Annotated in this window: 10 protein-coding genes and 1 tRNA gene; all 11 read left to right on the forward strand. The window is 32.4% G+C overall.

The annotated features are described in order from the left end of the window. Window positions 1-301: 301 nt before the first annotated feature. The gene (locus N4A57_RS11070) at window positions 302-2,467 is read left to right on the forward strand and encodes a YcdB/YcdC domain-containing protein (RefSeq protein ID WP_293658061.1); all 2,166 of its coding nucleotides are present in this window, start codon (window positions 302-304) and stop codon (window positions 2,465-2,467) included. A gap of 71 nt (window positions 2,468-2,538) precedes the next feature. Beyond that, the gene (locus N4A57_RS11075; protein WP_293658062.1) at window positions 2,539-3,201 is read left to right on the forward strand and encodes a B3/B4 domain-containing protein; all 663 of its coding nucleotides are present in this window, start codon (window positions 2,539-2,541) and stop codon (window positions 3,199-3,201) included. 31 nt (window positions 3,202-3,232) lie between these two features. After that, window positions 3,233-3,709, forward strand: coding sequence for an NUDIX hydrolase (locus N4A57_RS11080; RefSeq protein WP_293658063.1), 477 nt, complete (start codon window positions 3,233-3,235; stop codon window positions 3,707-3,709). A gap of 949 nt (window positions 3,710-4,658) precedes the next feature. Continuing rightward, the gene (locus N4A57_RS11085; protein ID WP_293658064.1) at window positions 4,659-5,087 is read left to right on the forward strand and encodes a Mini-ribonuclease 3; all 429 of its coding nucleotides are present in this window, start codon (window positions 4,659-4,661) and stop codon (window positions 5,085-5,087) included. 45 nt (window positions 5,088-5,132) lie between these two features. Beyond that, the gene (locus N4A57_RS11090; protein WP_293658065.1) at window positions 5,133-5,501 is read left to right on the forward strand and encodes a hypothetical protein; all 369 of its coding nucleotides are present in this window, start codon (window positions 5,133-5,135) and stop codon (window positions 5,499-5,501) included. A 15-nt stretch (window positions 5,502-5,516) separates the two neighbouring features. Next, window positions 5,517-6,275 carry an FAD-dependent thymidylate synthase gene (gene thyX, locus N4A57_RS11095; RefSeq protein WP_293658066.1) on the forward strand — a complete coding sequence of 253 codons (759 nt, stop codon included), beginning with the start codon at window positions 5,517-5,519 and terminating at the stop codon, window positions 6,273-6,275. Window positions 6,276-6,286: 11 nt separating this feature from the next. Next, on the forward strand, window positions 6,287-7,030 hold the full coding sequence (gene rlmB, locus N4A57_RS11100; protein ID WP_293658067.1) for a 23S rRNA (guanosine(2251)-2'-O)-methyltransferase RlmB: 744 nt from the start codon (window positions 6,287-6,289) through the stop codon (window positions 7,028-7,030). Window position 7,031: 1 nt separating this feature from the next. Next, window positions 7,032-7,565: an NYN domain-containing protein gene (locus N4A57_RS11105; RefSeq protein WP_293658068.1), complete on the forward strand. Its 534-nt coding sequence runs from the start codon at window positions 7,032-7,034 to the stop codon at window positions 7,563-7,565. Window positions 7,566-7,642: 77 nt separating this feature from the next. Then, window positions 7,643-8,287 (forward strand): RNA polymerase sporulation sigma factor SigH, encoded by a 645-nt coding sequence (gene sigH / locus N4A57_RS11110; protein WP_293658069.1) that lies wholly within the window; start codon window positions 7,643-7,645, stop codon window positions 8,285-8,287. A gap of 65 nt (window positions 8,288-8,352) precedes the next feature. Next, window positions 8,353-8,429: transfer RNA gene (locus N4A57_RS11115), tRNA-Thr, on the forward strand. A 91-nt stretch (window positions 8,430-8,520) separates the two neighbouring features. Then, window positions 8,521-8,657, forward strand: a 137-nt coding sequence (locus N4A57_RS11120; protein WP_293658070.1) for a GTP-binding protein, incomplete at its 3' end; no start/stop codon positions are given.

The raw sequence follows: 8,657 nt of genomic DNA on the forward strand, positions 1-8,657 counted from the left end.
AAGGCAAGAAAAAATAACCCCTTTAGGGGTAGCCTGAGAAGGAAAGCGGTTGGCAGACCTTTCAATGTGTCTTAAGACACGGCGAGCAACATGCCCTTCTAGGGCTAAAGCAAACCACCCGTTCGACGGGTGGTCATGATGTGTAGATTTGCCACATGGAAATTGGGTCCATGTGAGTCTGTTTTATATGCTTAACTATTAAATTTTTTTATTATTAGGGTACTATTATATTATTTTGGAAAATATATTACAATGAAGTAGGAAATAAAAGGGAAAGGGGATGTTGAATTTGCACAGAAAGATGATGGGGATTGTTTTAGTTCTTGTGATGATATTTTCAATTAGTGTACCGGCCTTTGCTAATGGAGCCATAGGTGAGAATAATGTGAAAATAACAAAGGATAAGGCAACTACCATAGGCAAAGAGATTGTAAAGAATTACTTTGCCACAGAGATTTATGATGAAAAATTTCAAACGAGAATAGAGCTAGAAAAAAATTGGAGAAATGAAGACGGTAAAGTATGGATAATAAAATGGAGAAAACGTAAGGAAAATGGTGGAGTTCAATTTAATGTTGAAATAGATGCCAATAGTGGGTATTTATTAAGTTGTACTAAGGACTATTATGACGAAAGGATGAAAGTACCATCCATGTCAGCCAAAGAGGCAGAGAAAAAAGCAGAAGAATTCTTAAAAGAAATTCAACCAGAGAAATTTGAAAATGTTAAATTAAAAGAAGATAAGAATAAATCAATGAGTAAATATGACATTCCTAATTATAGATTTGAATACATAAGGGAAATAAATGGAGTTGAATTTCCTTCTGATTGTATAAACATAGGTATAGATGGAAGGGATGGACAATTAATAGAATATGGAATAAATTGGCACGGAAATATGGATGTACCAACAATAGAAAATATAATAGATAAGAAAGAAGCTAGAAGGTTGTTGGAAGATAAAATTATTATGGAAAAATTGTATATAGGAATTAGAAATGAAGAAACTGGAAAAAATAATGCCATTAAGTTAGTATATAGACCTGATTATAATGGTAAACAGGAATTAAATGCTAAAACAAAGGACTTTAAGGAATATAAGATAGATAGAAAGTTAGAAAGTAAAGATATATCTTTTAATAGAAAAGAAGAAATATACAAAAAATCTCTAAATATGGAAAGGGGAAAAATAAATAAAGGGAAGGCTGAAGAAATAACTAGAGATCTTTTGAAAGAGTTAAATGAAAAAGATATAGAAATAGGTTCTATAGAATATATGGAGAATGTGGATAGATATAGACAAAGGGGAAAGAATTACTGGCAAGTGGAATTTAGAGATAAAGATATGAAGACGTATGAGACAGAAGGAGAAGTGACTATAAATGCAGATACGGGAGAAGTAATAGAATTTTACACATATAATGATAGGAGAGAATCTAAAGGTTCTAAGCCTTCATTAAATTGGAGTGAAGCCTATGATAAGGCCATAGATGCATTAGAAAAGTTTTATCCAGACAAAATAAGGAATATAGACACTAAGGAAACTTACTATGAAAGGTTAGATGATGAAAAAGAAATGAATTATCATTTTAATTTTTCTAGGAAAGAAAATGGTATAGAATTTAACATTAATTCCATAGACATAAGTATAAATTCTAATGATGGAACAATAGAAAGTCTAAATATGAGATGGACTGATAACCTAAAGTTTCCAAATCCTATGGGTAAAATAGGAGAAGAAAAGGCCAAGGAATTATGGCTGGAAAATTTAGAATGCAAATTAATATATTCTAAAGATATGGATGATAAAAATAATAAACTAAATCTAGTGTATGTATTGGAAAACAAAATTAATAAATATGGAGTAAGCATAGATGCCAATAGGGGAACACTTTTAGATTATTATGGAGAGAAAATTAAAATAGATAAAAAGCCTAATGTGGATGAGGAACATCCACATGGACAGGAATTGAAGGTGCTGGAAGTTAAAGACATAATTCATATGGATAAAATTCATTTAGATAAGGAAATAACTTTAATAGATGCAGTGAAAATGTTAACTAAGGCTAAAGGATATAGGTCCTATAGGGTCCATAGATATGAAGACTTAAAGTTTACTAATATATCTAAAGAGGATCAGGACTATGGTATTTTAAAGGGAGCCATATACTTTAAAATATTAGATAATGAAGCTGTAGAATTTAATAAAGAAAAGAAAGTAAACAACATGGAGATGGCAAAGCTTATGGTAAAAGCCTTAGGTTATGAAAAATTAGCTAAAGCTCAGGAAATTTATATATTACCATTTAAGGATGCTAATGAGATATGTGAAAAGGATAAGGGGTATGCGGCCCTTTGTAAAGGTCTTGGATTAATTGAAGGAGAAGAATTTAATCCGCAGAAAAATATTACTTACTTAGATATGGCCATGATCATATATAAGTCCTTAGAAGACTTTGAAGAATAGTTATAAATAATGGTACATATGAATATTGAAAATTTTGCCTGTTAAGTTAAAATATATATGAGGTGATACTAATGATGAATATAACCATATCAAATGAAATTAAAAATAATATTCCAACCATGGCATTAGGAATAATACATGGACATGTGAAGGTAACACAGCACAATGATAAACTTTGGGAAGAAATAGATAAGGCATGTGAGGAACTAAAAAACAGATTAGAAGTAAAGGACATAGGAACTCTTCCAAATAATAAGGAAGCCAGAGATGGATACAGAAAATGCAAGAAAGATCCTACTAGATACAGAATAGCATCAGAGGCCCTAATAAGAAGGGTAGTTAAGGATAAGGGGTTATATAAGGTGAATAATGTGGTAGACATAAACAATCTTTTATCCATAACCTCATATTATCCTATAGGTTGCTTTGACATGGATAAGATAAAAGGTAACGTGGTTATGAGAGTTGGGAAGAAAAATGAACCCTATGAAGGCATTGGTAGGGGTGTTCTTAATATAGAAAATATGCCTGTAGTAAGTGATGACCTAGGAGCCTTTGGAAGTCCTACTAGTGATAGCGAAAGAACTAAAATAACTAAGGACACTACTAAAATCCTAATGACCATCCTTGCTTTTGGAGGAACAAAAGGGTTAAAAGAGTGGAATGAAAAGGCTAAGGAACTATTTGAAAAATATGCAGAGGGAAAAAACATAGAAACGCATATAGTAGAATAGATAGGATATGAAATAGTTGATTTTACATGATATGTTTAATCAACTATTTTTATTAATAAGAAATCATAGGTGGTGGGATGAAATGTTAGAAGTAAATTATCATAAACTAGGTGAAGTAAGTGATGAAAAATTGGAATTTGCCATAATAGGAACTAGCTTTTGTGACAAATGGGTATTTGTAAAGCACAAGGACAGAACCACTTGGGAGATACCAGGTGGCCATCGGGAGGATGGAGAGGACATAAATCACACGGCGAAGAGGGAACTTTATGAAGAGACGGGAGCTAAAGGATGTGATGTGATTCCCATATGTGAGTACTCTGTAACGATAGATAATAATACTAGATATGGAAGGGTTTTCTATGCAGAGGCAGAAAAAATAGGAGATCTCCCTAACATGGAGATAAAAGAAGTGGCAGTTTTCCATGAGTTGCCTGAAAATCTCACTTATAAGGAAATACAGCCTATCATATTTGAAAAATTATTAGACTGGCAAAAAAATATATAAGGTAATTATGGTCAGTATCATTTTAGGATACTGGCTTTTTATATTTGAAGGGCTGAATTTGTTGTCATACTAAAATTTATTTTGTCTGCATAAAATGTCTTATTTTATAAAAAAGTAATTAACATTAATATTGTAAAACTTAGGATTAAGTTTAGGGTGAACTTTAACTTAATCTTTAAAAACTTAACTTTTCAAGGATAATACCTAAACTTGAAATTAATGTATTAAGGTCATGAGCTTTATACAGTTAAGTAACACTAGTAATAGTCTAAATGAAAACAACAGAATTTAAAGGAACCTACGATTAGAACAGATAGATCTTTAGATAATAGATAAATATACAAATCCATTCATCCTTTTCCATTAGAAAGGATGGAGGGATGAACAAAATAAGAAAATTTGTCTAAAATCATACTTTAGAAGAAGAAAAAACCTAAGAAAACCCAACAAATAAAATATTTCCCGAGAAATAAACATAAAACCATAAAAAAATTAATCATATAAACAAAATAATACAAAGATAGATTTATCAATAGGGGATAGATTTCTTCATTATAAACTTGCTTTATGTGAACCTACTTCAGAGAAATATATTGAAAATCTTTTCCACCCAAGTCCTTGTCAAAATCGAAAGTTTGAATCTTAGGAGATGGGTTCATGGCTCATGTTGACTATGCATAGGATGTTGTGACGTTCCACAATTTCGAAAATTTTCAATATATTTCCCCTTGTAGGCAAGTTGATGTATAAAGAAACCCTAGTGTTACGAAATCTATAACTTGCCTAGGAAGACAGATGTAGTTCGATTTTTAGAAGTCTGGAGGGGAACTGTATCTGTAGCATAGCCAAGATGACACATGAACCTATTTATGAAGAGGTCTTTAATATTTAAGGAAATTATAGTATTATTTAGAGTAGTGCAAACTATAAAAAAGTTGAGGTATTATAAATGGGAAATGATTTTTTGCAATCACTGAACTTAGAAGAGAAGAAAGAAAATGAAGTGAAATTTTTAAATTCTTTAGTATTAGCCCATATGGGAGACGCAGTATATGAAGTGTATATAAGACAATATGTTCTTCATAAATATGGTGGGTATGTGAATAACATACATAAAAAATCCACTAAATTTGTAAAAGCTTCTGCTCAGGCTCGTATAGTCCACGGCCTTAGGGATGAGTTTTCAGAGGAAGAATGGGGAGTAATAAAGAGGGGAAGAAACAATAAATCTAGTACGGTTCCTAAAAATGCTAATATTTCAGATTATAAGTATGCAACGGGCTTTGAAGCATTAATTGGTTACTTATATTTGACAAATAAAAAAGAGCGTATAGAAGAAATTATATTAAAGGGCATTGATATATTAGAAGAGGAATAGGGAGTTGATTAGGTTCAAGATAGGCCCATGAAGAGGTGGATGAATGTGAATAAAAGAGAAAAAATAATGTTATATGTTACCATTTTACTAACTATTGTACTTATAGGTAAATCCCTATTTCTTGATGAAGTAAAGGTAAGTGGAGAAGAACTTAAAGTAAAGAAATTTGTAGAACTAGCTGTTAAAGACAACCCTAAATATAATAACTTCTTTGCAAGAAAGAACATGGTGACCTATAAGGTAACGTCCATATCAAAGGTTAGTGAAGAGGGAACATCCTATATTGTATATGAGGAAAATGATAAATATATAAAAACTCATGTGGATGGTAAATATAGAGTTAAAGTAACTGGGTATTTTCTTAGGATCATACCATTTAAAAGATTTAGTATAGAGACTAATAGGCAATCATAAAGGAGATGAAATAAAGTGAATGTTAAATTAATCCAATATACCAATGAGCCAGAAAAGGTCGTAGCAACGGCAGCTAAACTATGTTATTCTCCTAGTGGTGTAGATGAAATACAAAAGGGATTAGATGATGAAAAAGTTGAAAAATTTATTAGCCTGTTAATGGGATTAGGTCATGAATCCCCCATTGAACATATAAACTTTACCTTTGCAGCAGAAGGTGTAAGCAGAGTTTTAACTCACCAATTAGTTAGACATAGAATTGCTTCTTATTCTCAGCAATCTCAAAGATATGTAAAGTTAGACCAATTTGACTACATAATTCCACCAAGTATAAAAGGAATAAAAGAGGCTGAAGATAAGTTTATAAAAGCCATGGAAGATGATCAAAAGACATATGATGAGTTAGTAGAAATCTTGCAAAAAAAACATATGGACAGATTTTTAAAAGATGGTGTTAGTAAAAAAAAGGCTAAGAATATGGCAGAGAAAAAGGCCATAGAAGATAGTAGATATGTATTCCCAAATGCCTGTGAAACTAAGATTGTATTTACTATGAATGCTAGAACTTTAATGAATTTTTTCCATCATAGATGTTGTGAAAGAGCCCAATGGGAAATAAGAGAAATGGCAACAAGGATGTTAAGGGAAGTAAGGAAAGTAGCTCCTAGTATATTTAAATATGCAGGTCCAAATTGTTTAAAGGGAACTTGTCCAGAAGGGACCATGACCTGTGGAAATATGAAGTCTGTAATTGAAAAGTTTAAAAACATATAAAGAGGTGTAATATGAGTAATATAGATAAAATCCAAGGAAGAAATCCCGTAATAGAAGCGTTAAAATCAAATAGGGAAATAGATAAGATTGTTGTGGCAAAGGGATCAGAAAGTGGATCTATGAAGAAAATAATGGGAATGGCCAAAGAAAAGGGAATCCCCATATCATTTGCTGAAAGAAAGAAATTAGACCAAATATGCGAGTCTCATAATCATCAAGGGGTTATAGCTTATGTGGCAGCCCATACCTATGTGGATGTGGATACTATACTAGATAAAGCAAAAGAATTAGGGGAAGAACCCTTTGTTATAATATTAGATGAGATCACAGATCCTCATAATTTAGGATCCATAATTAGGACTGCAGATGCAGTGGGAGCCCACGGGGTTATAATTCCAAAGAGAAGATCTGTAGGATTAACATCCACAGTGGCTAAGACCTCTGCTGGAGCCATAGAATATGTTCCCGTATCTAAAGTTTCTAACATATCATCAACTATAGATTACTTAAAGGACAAGGGACTTTGGATAGCTGGAGCTCACATGAAAGGTGAAGTTTCATATAAACAAAATTTAAAGGGAAGTATAGGTCTTGTCATCGGTAGTGAAGGGAAGGGCATATCTAGATTAGTGAAAGAAAAATGTGATTTCCTAGTAAAATTACCAATGAAAGGACAAGTATCTTCTTTAAATGCATCAGTGGCTGCTAGTGTACTAATGTATGAGGTTGTAAGACAGAGAGAATTTACGAAATAGGGTGGTAAATTTGGGAAAATACTTGTTGGTGGATGGGTATAATATAATAAACGCATGGCCTAAGCTTAAGAAGATAGGTGCCACTAACTTAGAAGAAGCAAGGGAAAAGCTTATTGAAGATATAGTTGAGTACAAGCATTATACAGGGGAAACAGTAACCATAGTCTTTGATGCACATTTAGTGAAAAAAAGTAGAATGAAGAAAATTAACATAAAGGGTGTAGCCATAGTATTTACTAAAGAGTATGAAACGGCAGATTCTTACATTGAAAAAAGAGTGGAAGAGTTAACTAAAAATAGGAAGAATCAAGTTAGGGTGGCCACATCAGATTGGGCGGAACAACAGGTGGTTTTAGGTAGTGGTGCCACTAGGATATCTGCAAGGGAACTTAATATAGAAATGGAGCAAGTTAAGAAAAAAATTCGTATAAAAACTGAGGAAACAAAGAAAGTAAGATCTACACTAGAGGACAGAATAGACTCAGAAATTGTCGAAAAGCTTGAAAAGTGGAGAAGAAGTCAAGGTCTGTCTTGACTACCTTTTCCCTATTAAGTTATAATTAATATACGGTTTTTAACATATGAATAAAAATTAGAGGAGTTGTGTATAAGGTGAATATACAGGGGGACGCTTACAAAAAAACAGATTCATTAGTATTAGTAGATGAAGAAATGGTGCAAGCGGCTCGAGGGGGAGATTTGCAGGCTCAAGAATACTTGATTAAAAAGTATAAGAACTTTGTTAGGGCTAAAGCTAGATCTTATTTTTTAATAGGAGCTGATAGGGAAGATATAATTCAAGAGGGTATGATTGGCTTGTTTAAAGCTATAAGAGATTTTAAGGAAGACAAACTATCTTCTTTTAGGGCTTTTGCAGAACTTTGTATAACAAGGCAAATAATAACTGCCATAAAGACAGCTACTAGGCAAAAACATATTCCTCTCAATTCTTATGTTTCACTAAATAAGCCTATATACGATGAAGAGTCAGATAGAACCTTGCTAGATGTAATATCTTCTACTAGAATATCCGATCCAGAAGAACTTATAATATCTAGAGAAGAATTAAAATTTATAGAAGGAAAAATAGGTGAAATACTATCTGATTTAGAATGGACTGTACTCATGTCTTATTTGGAAGGAAAATCTTACCAAGAAATGGCAGTGGAGTTAAAACGACATGTAAAATCTATAGACAATGCTTTACAAAGGGTAAAAAGGAAGTTGGAGAAATATTTAGAAGGTAGAAATGAATAAATTTATTATTTCTATGGAGTCAATATTGACTTGAGGCTTAATTGGTAGTAAAATAATATGGTAATGCCCATGTGGCTCAGCAGGTTAGAGCGTCGCCTTGGTAAGGCGGAGATCGGCGGTTCGAATCCGCTCATGGGCTCCAAAATACAAATTTCCATAGATGGATACACACGGATAAGTTTACTTACCTGTCTGTGTTAGATATACTTATTTTAAATAGGGAGGAATAAAAGATGGCTAAAGCTAAATTTGAAAGAAGTAAACCACATGTTAACATTGGAACAATAGGTCACGTTGACCACGGTAAAACTACATTAACAGCTGCAATCACAATTACATTAAATAAAAGATTAGGAACTGGAGAAGAAGT

Source organism: Anaeromicrobium sp., assembly GCF_025210435.1.
GTDB lineage: Bacteria > Bacillota > Clostridia > Peptostreptococcales > Thermotaleaceae > Anaeromicrobium.